20 protein-coding genes are annotated in these 17147 nt (G+C 41.0%); 2 read left to right on the top strand and 18 right to left on the bottom strand.

Annotation, left to right across the window (positions count from 1 at the left end):
- Window positions 1-5 precede the first annotated feature (5 nt).
- The 5 genes from DXB39_RS03525 to tgt form a co-directional block, all read right to left on the bottom strand.
- On the bottom strand, window positions 6-389 hold the full coding sequence (locus DXB39_RS03525) for a PAS domain-containing protein (protein ID WP_117697035.1): 384 nt from the start codon (window positions 387-389) through the stop codon (window positions 6-8).
- On the bottom strand, window positions 373-1353 hold the full coding sequence (locus DXB39_RS03530) for a nucleotidyl transferase AbiEii/AbiGii toxin family protein (protein ID WP_117840955.1): 981 nt from the start codon (window positions 1351-1353) through the stop codon (window positions 373-375). Before DXB39_RS03530 ends, DXB39_RS03525 begins: the two co-directional genes overlap by 17 nt.
- The gene (locus DXB39_RS03535) at window positions 1340-2104 is read right to left on the bottom strand and encodes a type IV toxin-antitoxin system AbiEi family antitoxin domain-containing protein (RefSeq protein WP_117840954.1); all 765 of its coding nucleotides are present in this window, start codon (window positions 2102-2104) and stop codon (window positions 1340-1342) included. Before DXB39_RS03535 ends, DXB39_RS03530 begins: the two co-directional genes overlap by 14 nt.
- A gap of 227 nt (window positions 2105-2331) precedes the next feature.
- Window positions 2332-2667: a preprotein translocase subunit YajC gene (gene yajC / locus DXB39_RS03540; protein WP_022243061.1), complete on the bottom strand. Its 336-nt coding sequence runs from the start codon at window positions 2665-2667 to the stop codon at window positions 2332-2334.
- Between the two features lie 97 nt (window positions 2668-2764).
- Window positions 2765-3916 carry a tRNA guanosine(34) transglycosylase Tgt gene (tgt, locus tag DXB39_RS03545; protein ID WP_117840953.1) on the bottom strand — a complete coding sequence of 384 codons (1152 nt, stop codon included), beginning with the start codon at window positions 3914-3916 and terminating at the stop codon, window positions 2765-2767.
- Between the two features lie 145 nt (window positions 3917-4061).
- On the opposite strand from tgt, the gene aroC reads away from it, so the two are divergent.
- On the top strand, window positions 4062-5165 hold the full coding sequence (aroC, locus tag DXB39_RS03550; protein WP_117840952.1) for a chorismate synthase: 1104 nt from the start codon (window positions 4062-4064) through the stop codon (window positions 5163-5165).
- An 87-nt stretch (window positions 5166-5252) separates the two neighbouring features.
- Here the strand turns inward: aroC and coaBC are convergent, their stop codons facing one another.
- From coaBC to mtaB, 12 genes are all read right to left on the bottom strand, one after another.
- Window positions 5253-6446 carry a bifunctional phosphopantothenoylcysteine decarboxylase/phosphopantothenate--cysteine ligase CoaBC gene (coaBC, locus tag DXB39_RS03555; RefSeq protein WP_117840951.1) on the bottom strand — a complete coding sequence of 398 codons (1194 nt, stop codon included), beginning with the start codon at window positions 6444-6446 and terminating at the stop codon, window positions 5253-5255.
- 5 nt (window positions 6447-6451) lie between these two features.
- Complete coding sequence (locus DXB39_RS03560) at window positions 6452-7297, bottom strand: ECF transporter S component (protein ID WP_117840950.1); 846 nt, start codon at window positions 7295-7297, stop codon at window positions 6452-6454.
- Window positions 7298-7532: 235 nt separating this feature from the next.
- Complete coding sequence (locus DXB39_RS03565; RefSeq protein ID WP_117840949.1) at window positions 7533-8585, bottom strand: lactonase family protein; 1053 nt, start codon at window positions 8583-8585, stop codon at window positions 7533-7535.
- A gap of 3 nt (window positions 8586-8588) precedes the next feature.
- Entirely contained in the window at window positions 8589-9815 is a 1227-nt protein-coding gene (locus tag DXB39_RS03570) for a peptidase U32 family protein (RefSeq protein WP_117840948.1), read from the bottom strand.
- A 35-nt stretch (window positions 9816-9850) separates the two neighbouring features.
- Window positions 9851-10492, bottom strand: a complete 642-nt coding sequence (locus DXB39_RS03575; RefSeq protein ID WP_117840947.1) for an O-methyltransferase — start codon at window positions 10490-10492, stop codon at window positions 9851-9853.
- Window positions 10489-10878: an endolytic transglycosylase MltG gene (locus DXB39_RS03580; protein WP_022243069.1), complete on the bottom strand. Its 390-nt coding sequence runs from the start codon at window positions 10876-10878 to the stop codon at window positions 10489-10491. The genes DXB39_RS03575 and DXB39_RS03580 overlap by 4 nt, the downstream gene beginning before the upstream one ends.
- Before the next feature lie 15 nt (window positions 10879-10893).
- Window positions 10894-11238 (bottom strand): YlbF family regulator, encoded by a 345-nt coding sequence (locus tag DXB39_RS03585; RefSeq protein WP_022243070.1) that lies wholly within the window; start codon window positions 11236-11238, stop codon window positions 10894-10896.
- Between the two features lie 15 nt (window positions 11239-11253).
- Window positions 11254-12918, bottom strand: coding sequence for a ribonuclease J (locus tag DXB39_RS03590; protein ID WP_117840946.1), 1665 nt, complete (start codon window positions 12916-12918; stop codon window positions 11254-11256).
- Between the two features lie 66 nt (window positions 12919-12984).
- Window positions 12985-13245, bottom strand: coding sequence for a DUF1292 domain-containing protein (locus tag DXB39_RS03595; protein ID WP_022243072.1), 261 nt, complete (start codon window positions 13243-13245; stop codon window positions 12985-12987).
- A gap of 2 nt (window positions 13246-13247) precedes the next feature.
- Entirely contained in the window at window positions 13248-13685 is a 438-nt protein-coding gene (ruvX, locus tag DXB39_RS03600; RefSeq protein ID WP_022243073.1) for a Holliday junction resolvase RuvX, read from the bottom strand.
- Window positions 13686-13695: 10 nt separating this feature from the next.
- Entirely contained in the window at window positions 13696-13959 is a 264-nt protein-coding gene (locus DXB39_RS03605) for an IreB family regulatory phosphoprotein (RefSeq protein WP_022243074.1), read from the bottom strand.
- Window positions 13960-14095: 136 nt separating this feature from the next.
- Window positions 14096-15448: a tRNA (N(6)-L-threonylcarbamoyladenosine(37)-C(2))-methylthiotransferase MtaB gene (gene mtaB, locus DXB39_RS03610; RefSeq protein ID WP_117840945.1), complete on the bottom strand. Its 1353-nt coding sequence runs from the start codon at window positions 15446-15448 to the stop codon at window positions 14096-14098.
- Window positions 15449-15537: 89 nt separating this feature from the next.
- Between mtaB and DXB39_RS03615 the strand changes: the two genes are divergently transcribed.
- The gene (locus DXB39_RS03615; RefSeq protein ID WP_022243076.1) at window positions 15538-15768 is read left to right on the top strand and encodes an HPr family phosphocarrier protein; all 231 of its coding nucleotides are present in this window, start codon (window positions 15538-15540) and stop codon (window positions 15766-15768) included.
- A gap of 182 nt (window positions 15769-15950) precedes the next feature.
- On the opposite strand, the gene thiI is transcribed toward DXB39_RS03615, so the two are convergent.
- Entirely contained in the window at window positions 15951-17138 is a 1188-nt protein-coding gene (thiI, locus tag DXB39_RS03620) for a tRNA uracil 4-sulfurtransferase ThiI (protein ID WP_117697007.1), read from the bottom strand.
- Between the last annotated feature and the right edge of the window lie 9 nt (window positions 17139-17147).

Here is a 17147-nt window from a genome sequence, read left to right on the forward strand (position 1 = left end):
GGATTTTACCACAAATCATATTTTTCCATGGTTTCCGCATTTCTGAATTCGTGCTTCTCATAGTAGCCAATCAGCTTTTCTTCAGCATCCCTTAACGCAACCATATACACATCTTTATTCTGCTTCTCATTATGGGAGGTATAGATGAGATTGTGGCTTTCATCTGCTGCGAACCAGTCGATTACCTGCTGGATGCGTTTTTGCGATTCTTCATTATGGCAGTTTAAAAGACTTCTTCCAATAAGGCTTTCACCGCCCCATTTCTCATAGCTTTTTACTGCAGTTGGATTCATATAAATGATTTCGTGCTTTAAATTGCATATCACAACGGAACAACGATCCTGGTCAATGATGCTTTTAAAATATGTTGCGTTAATGTCTGTCTGCATGGTTATGCTCCTTTTCTTTCTGTTCTTTCATTTTCCATATTGCCATAGGATGACTACAAATATTATCTAAAATTACTTTATCATCAAACAACAACTCTGGTCTATACTCTTTTCTTTCAAATGCCTCTAAATATTCCCTTTCTTCTGGTGTCAACATCATAAGTTCCTGTATATATGTTTTTGCCTTCTTCTTTCTCTCTTCCAGATTAAAATTATCTTTCTTCCTCAAAACCGGAAACAAATCTCTCCTGATTTTCGTAAAATTCAAGCCATCAATTGCAGATGTGTCAAAATTCCTGTTAATTACTTCTGCTGATACTGAAGCATAAAATATAATACATTTTCGTAGAAGAATTTCTTCCTCTTTTCCAAATAAACCATATGTTATCATATTATTGAAATCATATAAGTCCCTCGCTGCAGCCCTGCTCATTAATGCATTTGCCTTGGCAGCAAAAATTTCCATCGGATGTAACGTCCGAATCATCACATCTTCCTGAAACATATCCGTCACAATTTTCCTGTTTGTGGGTTCAAACAAATGCGACCGCAAGGAATAATTAATTTCCACCTTGATATTATCCCTATTTCCGCCTGCATTTTGATATAAAAACAAAAATGCATCTAAGCTATGGCTATATCTTGATGCTTCAGACCGGTGATACCCCAATTCTTCCATGTATTCACATAATTGCTCTGTAATCTGTTTTCTATGCATCTGCGTATCATCTTTGGATAAGTTCGGAGTAAAATCCAAATCAATATCTACCGACAAACGTGGCAGATTGAATATTGTCATATTAATTGCTGTACCACCTTTTAACGCCAAATGCTCCCTTAAATACGGATCACTGTTAATATATTTCAACACTTCTTTCAAACGTAGCACTTTTTCAAATGTATCTCTGACAAATCCTGCCTGTTTTGCCGCTTTTTCTAATTCAATTTTTTTATATGCTATCATGTAACACCCCATTTTTCATGCCATATATATCATTTGGAACAACCAGCTTCCAACTGTTGTCATATTTTCCACCCGTCATCTCCTTCGTCAGATATCGCTTACTTTTTCCGATTTTTCCCCTGCAAAATTCAAAAAAATCATCACTTAATCCAAGCTTATTTTTATACGCCCAAAGCAGATACCCTGTCTTTTGATACAGGAACTGATTATGATACGCTTGCAGATACTGTAACAAACGTTTTTCCTGTAAGTGTGTCACTGCTTCTATATCTGCTATTACCTCCTCAATGCCGGCTATTTTATCCATATCTTTAATACTGTCAACAACTGTCCTCTCCTTAGTTGTCACCCGTATACCACCACTGTACATAATCTCATCAATACCGATATCACACTTTGAAGCAACATAACAATAATTATAACCATCAAATTCAAACTCTTTAAATGGTGTTTTAGACGAAACATATATATCATAATATATCTGATCACCCATACCATAATATTCCATTGCTGTATGATGCGATATATACGATGATTCCGTAATAGCACATCCTATCTGGTACTTGTTTGCAACAGGACTATCTGTTTCTCCACTTATGCAAGTGTACATATTCTTTTTTATCCGAACAATGCGCCCCTTATTCAACAACCGTCGAACTGCTGAACTGGCTGATTCCATATTATGATAAAACTGATTCACATCATTTAATGTAAATACCGGTTTTTTTAGCAGTTCATAATATACATTCATAAATGATTAACCTCATTTTTTCTTTTATTATTATCTATACTAACTTATTTAACAGTGTATTTCAAGTTTATTTTTTATTTCAAACAGTTTGTTTTTAAACTGTTTGTATGTTTTTTTAAACTTTTTTTCTTTGCAAACTATAAGAAACACGATTTGCGGGTTTCTCACATAAAAAAATCCGTGGCTTGTACATCTCGCACACTCCACGGATTTTCTAAGGTCTTATCTTATTTCTTCTCTTTGGTTTCTTTTGCTTCTACTGCTTCTTCCGGTTTCTCGATTGCTGCAATTGCGGCTTTCTGCATTGGGATACGGCAGTTTCTGTTGCTGCCAAACTCAACGATAACAGTATCATCTTCAGATACGTCAATTACGATTCCGTAGAAACCGCTGGTTGTCAGTACGGTATCTCCTACTGCTAACTCTGACATCATCTGCTCTTTCTTCTTTGCTTCTTTCTTCTGTGGACGAATCATGAAGAAGTATACAAATACAACCATAATTACTACCCACATAATAATGCTTCCCCAGGCCTGTGCCTGCTGTGATGCTAAAATAGACATTTCTTTTCCTCCTGAATTACAAACTTAAGTTCATGAAAAACATTGTACACAAAAAGACTGCGTTTCACAAGTATTTTCCCGATATTTCATTCTTTTTTTAGATTTGTGCCTCTTTTTCCCTGTTTATCTGGTTCATACCATAGAGTTTTTCCTCTTTGTATGACTTGTAGCTGCCGGCATCGATGGCGTCTCTGATTTCTTCCATCATGGTATTGTAGAAATACAGATTGTGCAATACGCAAAGGCGCATGCCAAGCATTTCCTTTGCCTTTAACAAATGGCGGACATAGGCTCTGCTGTAACGGCGGCAGGTCGGACACTGACAGCCTTCCTCGATTGGGCGCATATCCTTTTCATATTTCTTATTGAAAAGGTTAATCTTTCCCTGATTGGTATAAAGATGTCCGTGGCGGCCATTACGGGTCGGATATACACAGTCAAAGAAATCCACGCCACGGTCTACTGCCTCTAAAATATTTGCCGGAGTTCCGACACCCATAAGATAGGTTGGTTTCTCAAGTGGCAGATATGGAACGGTCTGGTCTAAGATATCATACATCTCTTCGTGGGTCTCGCCTACTGCAAGTCCACCTACTGCATAGCCATCTAAATCCAATTCACTGATTCGCTTTGCATGGTCAACCCGGATATCCGGATAAATGGCTCCCTGGTTAATTCCAAACAGCATCTGATTTTTATTAATGGTATCTTCCAACCCATTCAGTCTTGTCATTTCCGCCTTACAGCGTGCCAGCCAGCGGGTTGTTCTGGCTACGGATGCCTCTACATATCCACGGTCAGCCAGTGCCGGTGCACATTCATCAAATGCCATGGCAATGGTGGATGCCAGATTAGACTGTATCTGCATACTTTCTTCCGGTCCCATGAAAATTTTTGCTCCATCAATGTGGGAATGGAAATAGACTCCCTCTTCTTTGATTTTACGGAGTCCTGCCAGTGAAAATACCTGGAATCCACCGGAATCGGTAAGGATTGGTTTGTCCCACACCATGAACTTGTGCAGTCCGCCCAGCTCTTTGATTAATTTATCTCCCGGACGTACATGCAGATGATAGGTATTGGATAATTCCACCTGTGTCTTAATCTGCTCTAAGTCTTCGGTAGAAACAGCTCCCTTTATGGCAGCGACCGTTCCTACATTCATAAACACCGGGGTCTGTATATCACCATGTACAGTATGAAAAATGCCCCTCTTTGCTCTTCCATCCTGTTTTAATAATTCGTACATATAATCTCCTGTTTCTGTTCTTTTTACAAATACTATCCTAGCATACCTTGTTTTCGTACTTTTTGCAACTGTGGGATTGCCAGTATCTGAAAAATCTTCTATAATAGAGTCTGACTTTTTTACAAAAACAAATCAGGAGGATGCTATGGCAGGCTCAACTATTGGAACTAACTTTAAAATTACAACCTGGGGAGAATCACACGGATCAGGAATCGGTGTCGTAATTGACGGCTGTCCTGCCGGACTTTCCCTTTGTGAAGAAGATATACAGACCTATTTAAACCGGCGTAAACCGGGACAATCTGCTTTCTCTACCCCGCGAAAAGAGGATGATGCAGTACATATTCTTTCCGGTGTCTTTGAAGGCAGAACCACCGGAACTCCAATCTCACTGATTGTGGTAAATGAAAACCAGCATTCCAAAGACTACCGTGAGATTGCTTCCTACTATCGTCCGGGACATGCTGACTTTACCTTTGATGCCAAATACGGTTTCCGGGATTACCGTGGCGGCGGACGTTCTTCCGGCCGTGAGACTATCGGACGTGTGGCTGCCGGTGCGGTTGCCGCAAAAATTTTAAAGGAACTTGGCATTGAGATTCTCACCTACAGTAAGAGCATCGGTCCCATCACCATTGACGAAACCAGATTTGACACCGCAGAAATCACGAAGAATCCGCTCTATATGCCGGATGCAGATGCTGCTGCAAAAGCTGCTTCCTATCTGGAAGAATGCAAAGCCATGCAGAACTCTGCCGGCGGTATTATCGAATGTGTTATTACCGGTGTTCCTGCCGGAATCGGTGACCCGGTATTCGAAAAAATCGATGCAAATTTAGCCAAAGCAATTTTCTCCATTGGTGCTGTAAAAGGCTTTGAAATCGGTGATGGATTTGCCGTTGCTGCTGCTACCGGACTTACCAACAACGATGCCTTTGTAACGGATGAAAACGGTTCTGTCACAAAAGAAACCAACCACGCCGGCGGTATCTTAGGCGGCATGAGTGATGGCTCGCCGATTGTATTCCGTGCTGCCATCAAGCCGACTCCTTCCGTTGCCTCCACCCAGAAGACCATAAAGAAAAACGGCGAGGAAATCGAAATCAATATCAAGGGACGTCACGATCCGATTATCGTTCCAAGAGCTGTTGTGGTTGTCGAATCCATGGCTGCCATTACTATTTTCGATGCCATGCTTTCTAACATGAGTGCCCGGATGGATGGAATCAAAGATTTCTACAAGAAATAAAGGCTTCTATCAGAAATAGCAAAATCCCTGTCTGCTACAAGTCACAAACTCAGGTGACCTTCCGCTGACAGGGATTATTATTATTTTCTACGCCTGCATTTTGCTTAGAATCTCATCAAAGATAGCTGAGGCAACTTCATCCTTCGACATAATCGGAAGCTCTTTTTCTTCTGATTCTGTAATCAAAGTTACCACATTGGTATCGGTACCAAATCCGGCTCCCGCTGTCTTAAGATTATTGGCAACAATCATATCAAGCTTCTTCTTTTCTAACTTGGCTTTGGAATTTTCTTTCAGATGCTGTGTCTCCATGGAAAATCCACACAGGAACTGGTTTTCCTTCCGGGCAGAAACTGTTCCTAAAATATCTTTCGTGCGTTCCATTTCCAACGCCAGTCCGCCATCGGCCTTTTTGATTTTTTCATCCGCAACGGTCTTTGGACGGTAGTCTGCTACTGCTGCAGCCATGACTGCAATATCCTGTTCTGCAAATGCATCTGTAACAGCCTGATACATCTCTTCTGCCGTAACCACCGGAATTGTATTTACAAAAAAAGGCTTTTCAAGGCTGGTCGGTCCGGTGACCAGTGTTACCTCTGCCCCTCTTCTTGCCGCATTCTTTGCCAGTGCATAACCCATTTTTCCAGTGGAATGGTTGGTCACATAACGTACCGGGTCAATTGCCTCCTGGGTGGCTCCTGCTGTGATGAGAACCTTCTTTCCTGTCAGGTCTTTCTCACAGGCAGCTTCCTGCAGAATATATTCTAACAGTTCTTCCGGTTCCGGAAGTTTTCCCCTTCCGGTATCACCACAGGCAAGATAGCCTGAGGACGGCTCAATGATGTGATAACCATATTCTCTTAGCTTCTTAAGATTATCCTGTGTTACCGGATTGTCAAACATATGTGTATTCATTGCCGGGGCAAGATATATCGGAGCCTCACAGGCTAACATAGTAGAAGTGAGCATATCATCTGCAATTCCGTGTGCCAGCTTTGCAATAACATTTGCAGAAGCCGGAGCAATCATCACCACATCTGCTTCCTGTGCCATGGCAATATGTGCCACATGATATCCGCTGTTGCGGTCAAAGGTATCGTCAATCACCTTATTTCCGGTCAGTGTCTCAAAGGTAACCGGTGATATAAACTGCTCTGCATTTTTCGTCATAATCACATGCACATCTGCGTGCTGCTTTACCAGCATACTGGCAAGCGAAGCCGCTTTATATGCTGCAATACTGCCTGTCACTGCCAGTAATATATTCCTGCCCTTTAACATATGAATTACCTCCTGTGTACTTTATTCAATACCATTCCAATTGCGGCTACCAGAACGGCTGCTACAATTGCTTCTATAATTCCATTAAAGCTGATAACGCCAAGGATTACGCCCATAACTGCGCCCGGCTCAATGCTCAATGCGTTGGCATATGCCTCTTTATAGAAAATATAAATCATCGGCATTACAAGCAGTGTATTGGTCAATGCTCCGGTTACGCCGGCATAGACATAGCCCAAGAATCTACCATCCTTCTTTCTTCCGGTCAGTTCCATTACAATAAAATAAATAACTGCTGCAGCTGCACCTGATATCCAGCCAATCATTTCCTTCGAATCTGTTGTCAGCATTTTAGCAAAGAACGCATGGATACCAACCAGTAAAAGTACGCTGATTACAAGATTACTGATTACCTTTGCAGCCTTTGCATGGCTGGATGTGGTTAATTTTACAATTCCACGATATACGAAATATGGGATGATACCTACTAAAATTCGTGGTACAAAACAGATAATGGTACTCTTTACCACTCCTGCTGCGCCATCAATGCTGCTTGCCAGTATCGGTGAAAATACAAATGCTGACATTGAAGTTGGCATCAATGTATTTTTAATAAAACTGGTTAATCCAAATACAAATCCCAAAAAGGCACCTTTTTTCGGTCCGCAGAAAATTGCACCTAAAATAACCGGTATATGGATAATCGTTGCATTAATTACTACTAAAGGAATAAATCCTAACGGGGTAAAAGCCATTACGACGATAATGGCGGTAAATAAAGCTGTCAGAACCAGCTCATAAGATTTTGGGATACTTCTGTCCCTGGTAAAAGCTACGTTTTTTTCACTCATAGTCTCTTCCTCTTTTCTTAAATTTTCTTTTTTCTCCGCATTTTAAGGCTTTGCGGCCAAGCACTTCCATTGATAGCCTCCGGACCGGTAGGCTTCAACCGTGTTATTCTATCATAGTTTTTCCAAAAAAGAAAGATGTCGTCTGTTATTTTTTTAACAAATGACATCTTTTTTTACCCTTTTTACATGAATACCGAAAAATGCCTGATTAAAGCATGTTTCCTGCAGTTCGCTTTTAACTTAGTTTATGAATATAAATGCAATTCGGCTTGTCTACCGGAATCGGCTTCTCTTCCATCAGAATGTATTTCTTCTCATAATCTACCTTAAACATGGTAATCTCATTGGTCTCATTATTAAGGCTCATGAAATGCATTCTGTCCGGACAGATACCAATCATTTTCGGATAATCACCACTGATTTTCGAATTACACATCATGGTAAGACATCCACTCTCTTTATCAATTTCATAAATCGATACGGAGTTTGCACCTGCATTACTGCAGAATAAATATTCACCATCCATTGTCACTTCCAGACCGGATGCAGCACAGACATCAGCTTCCTTCGGTGTGGTCGTTGTAATGGTCTGAACCTTCTCGAAATGCGGCTGGTCATTTTCTAACATATAGGAAAATACCTCTATCTGATTCAACAGCTCATAGAGAATATAAGCAAATCTTCCATCACGGCTGAAGCGAATCATATGCGGTGCAGATTCCAACGGACAACGGATGATATCTGCAAGCTTCATCCTGCCATTCTCATAGTCAATCCGGTAAATCTTTACATGATCTAATCCATTATCCACTGCACACAAGAACTTCTCGTCCGGTGTCAGCTTCACGCAGTCTACATGTGGCTTGGAACTTCGCTCTGCAATGGTCCGTCCTATTCCCTTATGAAAGATACCGTCTGCGATTTCTCCGATGCTGCCATCTTCTTCCAACTTCATCATGGTCACTCTGCCATCATGATGACCGCCTACGAAAAGATAACGGTTCTTACTGTCCACTTCCACATAACAGCCACGCATACCGCCAATCCACTGCTTGTTCATTGGCTCAAGGTCTCCGTCCGGCAGAATGTGAAATGCTTCCACGCCTTCATCTGCGATGGAATATAAGAATCTGCCATCCTTCGATACCAGCAAATCGGAAGGATTATTGATGGGAACCACTTTCCGTTCCTTCATTTCTCCGCTTTTTGCATCCAAATCATATAAATGGATTCCGATACTGTTCTCATGGGTATACGTTCCGACATAAACAACATACTTTTCTTCCATAGGTCATTCCTCCTGTCTGCGTAAAATATCATACATCTCCAGTTCCTGTCCTAAATCAATGTAAAGCACCTGTTTGGGATGTGGTGCTGATTCCATTTCATTTCCATCTTCGTCCACAATCCGTTTTACGGTAACCGGAATATTTCTTCCATCCGGTTTCATGACTTCAATCTGTTCCCCTACGGAGAATTTATTTCTCTGTTCAATTTGATATAATCCCTCTTCGTTGCGTTCTCCTACAATTCCAAGGTAGGTATACTCTTTGATATAAGTGTTATTATCGTAAATCTGGCTCTCTTCCGAAGGCTTTCCAAAGAAAAAGCCGGTGGTAAACTGGCGATAAGTACAGTTAGAAATCTGTTCTAAATACCAGTCCATATTTTCTTTATATTTCTCCGGTGAGGTAAGATAATCATCAATGGCTTTCCGGTAAGTACGTGCTACAGTAGCAACATATAGTGCTGTCTTCATACGTCCTTCTATCTTAAAGGAATCAATACCTGCCTCAATCAGTTCCGGGATGTGCTCAATCATGCACAAATCCTTGGAGTTAAAAATATAGGTACCACGTTCATTTTCATAAACCGGCAGATACTCTCCCGGACGTTTTTCCTCTACCACTGCATATTTCCAGCGGCACGGATGAGTGCAGGCTCCCTGGTTGGCATCTCTTCCGGTAAAATAATTACTTAAAAGACATCTTCCGGAATAGGAAATACACATTGCTCCATGCACAAATGTCTCGATTTCCATTTCATCCGGAATATTTTTGCGAATCTCAGCAATCTCATTTAAAGAAAGCTCTCTTGCTGTTACCACACGCTTTGCGCCCTGGTTCCACCAGAACTGATACGTTCCATAGTTGGTATTATTGGCCTGGGTACTGATATGACACTCGATTTCCGGGCAGATTTCTTTTGCAATGGTATAAATACCCGGGTCAGAAATAATCAGGGCATCCGGCTTGATTTCCTTTAACTGGGTAAAGTACTCTCTTACACCTTCCAAATCCCCATTGTGAGCCAGTATATTTGCTGTTACATAAACTTTTACGCCATGCTCATGGGCAAACTGGATGCCCTCTGCCATATCCTCCATGGAAAAGTTTTTTGCCTTCGCACGAAGTCCAAATACTTCTCCGCCGATATATACGGCATCTGCTCCATAAATGACTGCAATTTTTAATACTTCCAGACTGCTGGCTGGAATCAGTAATTCTACCGGTCTCATTGATTTATTTCTCCTAATATTTCAATCTGTATCATCTATTTCTTAATGCTAATGGTAACACCGTCTCCAATCGGAAGCACCGATGTGGTAAGACTGTCATTGTGTGTCAGTTCATAAAGATATTCCCGCATTCTCTTATGAATGGTCCGGTTTCTTCTGGTTACTGCATAATGGGATTCGATAATATCTCCCTCCTGCAGCACATTGTCAGATACCAGTAATGCACCAGGCTTCATCAGCCGAAGAATATCCGGCAGGAAATTGATATACTGTCCCTTTGCCGCATCCATAAAAAGAAAATCATAAGGATCTTCTAACGTCTTTAACACCTCTGTGGCATCTCCCGGAATCAGTGTGATTTCTTTCTCTTTTCCGGCACGTTTAAAATTTTCCTGTGCAATAGGAATTCTTTTCTCGTAATTTTCTATAGTTGTAATCCGGCATGGCACCGGATTATATTCTTCCATCAGAAGTGCAGAAAATCCTACTGCAGTTCCCACTTCCAAAATCCGCTCCGGCCGCTTTAATGCCAGCATGGATTTTAAAAAGCTCTGCATTTCCTTACGAATAACCGGCACATAATTCTTCTTTGCCTCTGCCTCAATTTCCTCTAAAAGCGGTGTATTTCCACTGTCTAAGGAATTGATATACGTTACTAATCGTTCCTCTACTATCACGTTGTACCCTCTGTATCTTTTTCCGAAACCGGTGACATGGCTTCCATCATTTCTTTCGCTGTCATGGAAGTATTCAGCGTATATATTCCCGGTTTGATTTTTTTAGAATACGCAGAAAGCTTTAACTGCACTGCAAAAAGCCTGGCATCACGGATAAGTCCTTTCTCCTCTAACATACTTCCAATATCACTACCGGACATTCCAGCCTCTATCTGAACCACAATATCCTTGCCATCACCGGATGACACCGGCTGCTCTGTATACACGCGATATCCGAAATCATATGCATAGCTTCCTGCCTTAAAAAGTACAAAAATCACCAGTACAACAACAAGAACAGAAAAACTGATTCGGACAATTTTCATCACAATCTTACTGGCACTCATCGCACAACCTCTCCATTATCTTTCGTTTACAAAACCTACTTCAAAATTCAGGCCGCCAACCAGTCTGAAATTAATTTTCTGCAGCAGACGGCAGAATGCAAGCTCTGCTGTCATAAATTCTTCTGCAACCGGATTCTTGCGGATATCTATATTTTCCCGCTCCAGCTGGTCTACTTCCCAGAACAGATCCACATTTTTACTGTTCTGGATCTGGTAATTCTTCTGGCGGAATGCAAATACAATCTGCTCTAATTCCGGATTCGCATGCAGCTTATTCTTTGCTTCCTGATAACGCTTATATTCATTGGTATCCTGAATTGCATTTACAAGTTCTGTTACCTTATCTTCTACTACGCTCATGTTCATCCACCCACATTAAACTTCCATAATAATTGGAATAATCATCGGTCTGCGCTTTGTCTCTTTCCAGACAAAATCACCTAAAGCATCTTTGATTTCTGTCTTAATCTTGCTCCAGTCTGTAATATTCTTATCCATGCAGTGTTCCATGGTTCCCTCTAATACATGACGAGCTTCCTCCATCAGGCTTTCTGCCCCACGTACATAGACAAATCCTCTGGATACGATGTCCGGTCCTGCCAGCACCATTCCGGAGCCACTTTCCAATGTCATTACAACAATAATGATTCCTTCTTCTGCCAGATGCTGTCTGTCACGCAATACAATATTTCCTACGTCACCAACACCAAGTCCGTCTACCATGACATCGCCTACCTGTACATGTCCGGTAACTGCTGCGCTTTCCTCATCCAGTTCTAATACATCACCGGAAGACAAGAGGAAAATATTTTCTTTATCAATGCCAAGTTCTTCTGCAATCTTAGCCTGGGCAACCAGATGACGGTATTCTCCATGAACCGGAATTGCATATTTCGGTTTTACCAGTGAGTAAATCAGTTTGATATCCTCCTGACAGGCATGACCGGAAACATGAACATCCTGGAAAATAACCTCTGCACCTTTCATGGTCAGTTCATTAATGACACCGGACACTGCTTTTTCATTACCCGGAATCGGGTTGGAACTAAAAATAATGGTATCCTTTGGTTTAATTGTTATCTTACGATGCATGCCGGATGCCATACGGGATAATGCCGCCATGGATTCTCCCTGGCTTCCTGTTGTAATGATAACCGTCTGCTCATCCGGATAATTCTTCAGCTGTTCAATATCAATCAGGGTCTGCTCCGGGATGGTAAGGTATCCCAGCTCAGACGCAATCGTAATGATATTTACCATGCTTCGTCCTTCAATCACTACTTTTCTGCCATACTTATTGGCAGAGTTCATAATCTGCTGTACACGGTCTACATTGGATGCAAAGGTTGCAATAATGATTCGTGTGCTCTTATGGTCTGCAAAAATATTATCAAAGGTCTTTCCTACGGTACGCTCCGACATGGTAAAGCCAGGACGCTCTGCATTGGTGGAGTCACACATCAATGCCAGTACACCCTTCTTACCAATCTCACCAAAACGCTGTAAATCGATAGCATCACCATATACCGGTGTATAATCCACTTTAAAGTCTCCGGTGTGGACAACTGTTCCTGCCGGTGAATAAATGGCAAGGGCTGCCGCATCCTGAATACTATGGTTGGTACGGATAAATTCCACGCGGAAGCAGCCTAAGTTAATATGCTGTCCGTATTTTACTACCTTACGTTTTACTTTCTTGAGCATATTATGCTCTTCTAACTTGTGTTCGATAATTGCAATCGTAAGCTTGGTTGCATAAATCGGCACATTGACTTCTTTTAAAATATAAGGGATTGCTCCGATATGGTCTTCGTGACCATGGGTAATAAAAAATCCCTTTACTTTGTCAATATTATCTTTTAAATAAGTCACATCCGGGATAACAAGGTCTACACCAAACATGTCATCCTCCGGGAATGACAAACCGCAGTCCACAACAATAATACTGTCTTCGTATTCAAAGGCAGTTATGTTCATTCCAATCTGCTCTAATCCGCCTAATGGAATGATTTTCAATTTTGAATTTGCTTCTTTTTTCAAAATATTACCTCCATAAATTCTTTCTTTTCGCGCTCATTGCATTTGTCCGCAATTACATAAGTTCTCCTAGAATTCAATGTCTACATCTTCCATTAATTCTGCGAAAATTTTTGCAAGTGCTTCTAACTCTTTATCATCTTCCACCATTTCATAGATGGTATTGTGATCATCTTCATTCTGTGTTTCTTTTAAAATAAATGCATCCGAATCACCCTCTTCGTCTACTGTGACAAGAAGGTAATTGATTCCCCGTATGGTTGTCTGCTCTAATACATAAAATTCTGCTGACTCATTGGTATCCGGGTCTGTAAAATTTACTTTTTCCATATTTACTCCTGATTCTTTTCATTCTGCAGATAGTCAAGGTATCCCTGTAAAATAAAGGATGCCGCTATCTGATCCACATATTCTTTGCGATTCTCTCTTCGGATTCCGGCTTCCATCATAAGATTATCCGCCGCAACAGTAGTAAGGCGTTCGTCCCACAGTTCTACTGTAAGTCCGGTACGCCTTTCTAACATTTCTTTAAATTCTAAGGTTTTTTCACAACGCTCGCCTTCACTATTATTCATATTTTTCGGAAAGCCGAGAACAATTTTCTCCACGTTATATTCTTTGATTAATTCTTCAATACGTGCCAATGTCTGACGCAGCTTATTTTCTGATTTTCTGCGCACAATCTCAATTCCCTGTGCAGTAATAAGCAGTTCATCGCTAACGGCAACTCCAACGGTTTTAGAACCGAAGTCAAGACCGATTATCCGCATCAACTGCCTCCTACTTCCATGAATTTGTATGGATATATTCCTTTAATATCTCTTCTACAAGTTCGTCACGTTCTACTTTCATAATCAGACTTCTTGCATTATTGTGACTGGTAATATAAGTCGGATCACCAGACATAATATATCCAACAATCTGATTGACCGGATTGTATCCTTTCTCAGATAATGCCTCGTATACAATCTTAAGTACATCATGTACCCTGATTTCCGGTTCTTTTTCAACTCTAAAATATTGTGTGTTATTCATGTTCTGCATTTTTTCACGCCCTTATTTTGCTCTTTTGTTCTTCCTAATGAAAAAGCATCGCTAAATCTATTCTAATATAAAGTACTGCAAAATTCAACCATTATTCAAAATACACTTCTCATACACTTATCTTTTCCCGATAATTCTACTCTGCTTTTTCCATATTTTCCATCCGGTATACATCCGCTGAAATCCGTCCGGTCACTACACCTTTCACCAAAATATTTTCTTCCCCTTCTGCCTCCGGCACTGCTATCTTTACATATTCTTTGGTATATCCGGTAAAATATACATTTCCTGCGATTTCATCGGTTTCTTCTAATAATATTTCTTCCGGTCTGCCAACATAATACTCCCGGAATTCTTCTGACATTTCCTGTGCCAGTGCCAAAAGCACCTTACTGCGTTCTGTCTTCACCTGTTCTGGCACCTGATCCGGCATCACTGCTGCCTTCGTACCTTTGCGCTTGGAATACTTGAAAATATGCATCTCATAAAAATGAATCCGCTCTAAGAATTCCTTCGTTGCCTCAAATTCTTCCTCTGTTTCTCCCGGGAATCCTACGATAACATCTGTGGTAATTGCCGGATGGGTAAAATATTTCCGAATCAGCTTACAGCCTGCTTCATAAGTGGCTGTATCATATTTCCGGTTCATCCGCTTTAAGGTTGCATCACATCCGCTCTGCAGGGACAGGTGAAAATGCGGACAGATTTTTTCTAATTTTGCCAGCTCTTTCACAAAATTCTCATCGATGATTCCAGGCTCCAAGGAACCCAGACGAATCCGGCGGATACCTTCTACTTTATGCACTTCCTGAATCAGATGTAAAAGATTATCTCCATGGTCTAATCCATAGGAACTTAAATGGATTCCGGTCAGTACCACTTCCTTACAGCCATTTGCTGCAAGTGTCTCCACTTCACGCACGACCTCTTCTGCCTTACGGCTTCTGATTCTACCTCTCGCATATGGAATAATACAATATGTGCAGAACTGGTTGCAGCCATCCTGCACCTTTAAGAAAGCTCTGGTATGTTCTTCCGTCCGGCTGATAGACAGTGCTTCATATGCTCTGCCTTTCTCATTAATATCGCAGATATTTTCCTTCCAGTCATCCACTCCTTCGGTTTCTTCGTTTGCATTTTTCTTCTGGTTCATACAGTTTTCAATAAGCTCCACCAGTTCATGTTTCTTGTCATTTCCGATAATGATATCCACGGATAAATCCCTTGCTGCTTCTTCCGATGAAGTCTGGACATAACAGCCGGCAGCGACAACGATACTGTCCGGATTTTCTTTTTTTGCTTTATGAAGCATCTGGCGGGATTTCCGGTCTGCCATGTTGGTTACCGAACAGGTGTTAATCACATAGACATCCGCCTGTTCCGTAAAAGGAACAATCTCATAACCTGCCTGTTCTAATAACTGCTGCATAGCCTCCGTCTCATATGCGTTCACCTTGCATCCCAAATTGTGCAATGCTGCTTTTTTCATTCGATTTTTTCCTCACTTCTAGTTGACTTTTACCTCCAAAGAAGTTACTATTAAGAAAAAGTATTTATAGCAACCAAGGAGGTCTTACTATGAAAACAGTTCAAATTTCATTAAACTCAATCGATAAGGTGAAATCCTTCGTAAACGCAATCACACAGTTCGAATTTGATTTCGACTTAATCTCTGGAAGATACGTTATCGATGCTAAATCTATCATGGGTATCTTCAGCTTAGATTTATCCAAACCAATCGACTTAGCAATTCATGCAGAGTCTAATCTGGATGAGATTATGGAAGCATTAAAACCTTATCTTGTATAATTGAATTGATGTAAATGAATTGGGGGGATTGCGAAAGCAATCCCTTTTTTTATTTGTGCAGGAACCCGCTACGCTGTGCGAGTCCCTTATTTAATTCCGTTTCTATATATTGCTCTGCTTTTATATATTATCTGTTTCTACGTAATATTCTGCTTCTAAACAGCATTCTATTTCTATTCACACTACTCTGCTTCTACGTGAATCACTTCTACCGTATCAATTGCAGTCTGCATCAGTTCATCAATCTTCTCTTCTAACTTTGTTTCAGATTTCTTGATGTATTCAATGTTCGGTTTGGTAACCGGATGCTTTGCCACAAAAATGGTACAGCAGTCTTCAAACGGCTGGATAGATGTCTCATAGGTATCAATTTTTTCTGACACTTCTACGATTTCCTGCTTGTCAAATCCAATCAATGGGCGGTATACCGGCATGGTACATACTTCATTGGTTGCCGCTAATGACTGCATAGTCTGGCTTGCAACCTGTCCGATACTCTCTCCGGTAATCAGTCCTAAACAGCGGTTTTCTTTAGCAAAATGCTCTGCCAGTTTCATCATATAGCGGCGCATGATAATGGTAAGCTCCTCATGTGGACATTTCTCATAAATATAAAGCTGGATATCGGTAAAATTCACTACATGAAGATTGATAGGTCCGCTGTATCTTGCTACCAGTTTTGCCAGATCCACTACCTTCTGTTTTGCACGTTCTGAAGTATATGGCGGTGCATGAAAATAGGTTGCGTCCAGCGCTACTCCACGTTTTGCAATCATATAACCTGCTACCGGACTGTCGATTCCGCCGGATAATAATAACATTGCTTTTCCGTTAGAACCTACCGGCATTCCACCCGGTCCCGGAATTTCCTTGGAATAAATATTGATAAGGCTTCTGATTTCAATGCAGACCATAACCTCCGGGTTATGCACATCTACCTTGCTCTCCGGGAACGCATCTAAGATTTTTCCACCCAGTTCAGCATTGATTTCCATGGAATCAAGGGGATAATTCTTTCTTGCTCTCCTTGCATTTACTTTAAAGGTAAAGTTCTTTTCCGGATATTCTTTACCCAGATAATCTACCACTGTCTCCGCTAATTTATCGAAGCCTTCATCCTCTACCTGAAGTAATGGACAGAATCCTACAATACCAAATACACGGCTTAATGCTTCTACGGTCTCGTCATAATCATAGTCATCGGATACTACATTGACATAGATTCTTCCCTGCTCTTTGGTTACTTCAAACTCGCCCTCTGCTGTCTTTAACGCATGGCGGATCTGCTCCATTAACATATTTTCAAAAATATAACGGTTCTTTCCCTTTACTCCGATTTCTCCATATTTTACCAGAAATGATTTATACATATGATTTCC

It is taken from the genome of Roseburia sp. OM03-7AC (genome assembly GCF_003462625.1).
GTDB lineage: Bacteria > Bacillota > Clostridia > Lachnospirales > Lachnospiraceae > Roseburia_C > Roseburia_C amylophila.